At 57.4% G+C, this 2,406-nt stretch carries 1 protein-coding gene and 1 pseudogene; both read right to left on the bottom strand.

The features are described 5' to 3' along the window. Positions 1–410, bottom strand: a pseudogene (locus AC3Y5R_RS24000) (hypothetical protein); the annotation flags it as partial. A gap of 3 nt (positions 411–413) precedes the next feature. Next, positions 414–2,406, bottom strand: a 1,993-nt coding sequence (locus AC3Y5R_RS23995; RefSeq protein ID WP_489923404.1) for an SGNH/GDSL hydrolase family protein, incomplete at its 5' end; no start/stop codon positions are given.

Raw genomic sequence — 2,406 nt, 5'->3', positions numbered from 1 at the left:
GTCTGTAACGTTAATGACGGGTTGGTCCCGCCTGTCGCGATCTGACTGTACTGCACGCCGGTGGTGTAACTTACGTGCCTGAAGCCGCTGAACGGTGCCGCAGCCGGGGTAATATTTCCGAGCGCAACCTGATTCATATCGCTGCGCAGATGCAAATCCCAGCACACAAGGATGGTCATCTCCTCAGTTTCCGGCACCGGGAAGGTTATGACGCTGGAGGTGTCTTTTGTCAGCACCGCGCCCTGCTCGTTATACTCTCCTGCAAAGCTCAGTGCGCCGGATTTGAACGATGAGTCAGCAGAGCTGAGCATTCCATACAGACCCAGTGAATAATCATTAACGAGCGCACGCAGCGGGTCTATCTGCGGCAAATCGGGGTTATCAATTTTTGAATTTAAAATAATTCTCACTGGTTAAATCTCCGTAATTTGTGTGAGCCCGATCTGGCCGATTGATAATCCTGATGCTGAGATAACGATTGTCACGCTCTCTGTGCCATCCGGAACAGTGAATTCACGATAAAAGGTGCCAAACCCGCCGCTTTCTTTTGTCCACCTGCGCACCCCGGCCAGAAACGATTTCCCGGTCTGGTCATCGCCCGCCACAATATAAATGTGGTTTACGCTGTCCGTGTCGCTGCGCCAGACAAAACCAAAGCCCAGCCGTTCACCCGGCGTGACCGGCAATGTGATATACCGCCGCGCCTGAACTGATCCTGACAGAGCAAGTTGCCAGACCGCGCCTTTTACGCCCGCATCTTCTGTGAATCCTGACGTTGACTGATTAACCACGGTCCAGCCTGCAGGGTTGATGCCGTCATTTTCCAGTAACATTGGATTCGGGATCAGGTTCCGGCTGGCGGCGGGTGTTGTCTGGCTGGCGGGGATTGGTGGCAGTACAGGCGGCGTCCAGGGCTCCAGCGCGGCGGCAAAGCACTGCCCCATCGCCAGGGCTCCGGTGCCGGTCGGGTGTGAGGCGTCATAGTTCCAGCCGCTGAACCATTCGCCGGTGGCCGGATCGGTTGTGTCGGCATGAAAATCCACAAACGGCAGCGCATAGCGCTGTGCATAGCTCCGGACAAAAGCGTTGATGTTGTAGCGCAGTATATTCTGCTCGTCATCGTTGCCGGTCTGTGCGCTCATTGCGCAGCATACAGGGATGATCCCGGCCTGTCTGAGCGTTTTAAAAATTTTCTCCATGTCTGAAACGGTCTGGTCGTATGCTACGCGCTGAACGATGTTATTACGCCCCGCCAGCACGACACAAAACGTTGGAGCGGCCGCCACGGCAACCGGGACATGTGTTGCTAAAATCTGGTCAGCACGATAACCGCCGGTTGCTGAAATCCCGGCAAAATTTACCCGCCCGGCGCTGAAGAACTGCGCCCATACGGGCCAGCCCTGCTCGCATACACACGGTGCCTCATCGCGGTTCGTGTTATTGTACGCGCCGCTTGTTGACTGGGTGAAAGCAGTGATTGAATCGCCAATGAAGAAAAAATCGTTACCCGGCAGGCCGGAGCGGACCACCAGCGGGAAGCCACAATATTCAATGTTACCGCCGGGGAGAAGGCCGAACGGAACCTTTCCTTCGCTGTCCTCAATCGAAAAAAGATAGCGGGGGCTGGTCTGCTCTGTCATTGTGCTGCCGTTGCTGATTTCCATCCGTGCGGCTGATACCGATCCGACATCCATCTGCTGGCCGCTGAGCGTTTCCGCCTTAATGTTTGTGGATTCAACAACCGGCACGCTCAGCCCGCCGGGCGCATTCAACTGGCCTTTCTCAGTCAGCCACAACGCCGCTTTCCCTTCCACGTCCACGATTTCGAACGGGTTCTCTGATTGTGCCTGCGTCTGCAGACCGCCGGTACGCTCGTTAAGTGCTGCAGCGTCAGCAACGGCTTTCGTGATCGCAGCGAGTCCGACAGTCTCAGAAACAGCCACCGCCGCACCGGAATCGTTCAGATAATACGTGAAGGCCAGAGTGTTGCCCGCGCCGCCCGGAACCCTGAAAAATGCACCGTTTTGTGTCGCTGCCAGTCCCGCCGAAACGGTTGTAAACGTGTTGTCGCTCTCCGCTGCTGACTCAGCTGCTGCGGCGGCATTGTTCGCGGCTTCTGCTGCCGCACGGGCCTCGGCGGTCAGTTCTCCGGTTACGCGGGCATTTTCCGCCGTCTGCGCGACCGTTGTCTCTGCAACGGTAACCTGTTCTTTGACCTGCGCAATGGATTCAGTCGCGGCCTGCACCTGCGCTTCTGCGCCTGCTGCGGATGCTGCTGCGGCGGCGGCGGCGGCGGCTGTCGTCTCTATGGCCTCTTTGGAGTCGCTGGCCGCGCCCGTCGCCTGCCGGTGCATGCGCTCAATATCGGCGTAAACGGTAGGATTGGTCAGCTGCGGATCGGCAAAT

The sequence above is a fragment of the Erwinia sp. 009765445 genome (genome assembly GCF_058137865.1).
The sequence above is the reverse complement of the archived record's forward strand: the minus strand, read 5'-3'. Positions and strand labels throughout refer to the sequence as shown.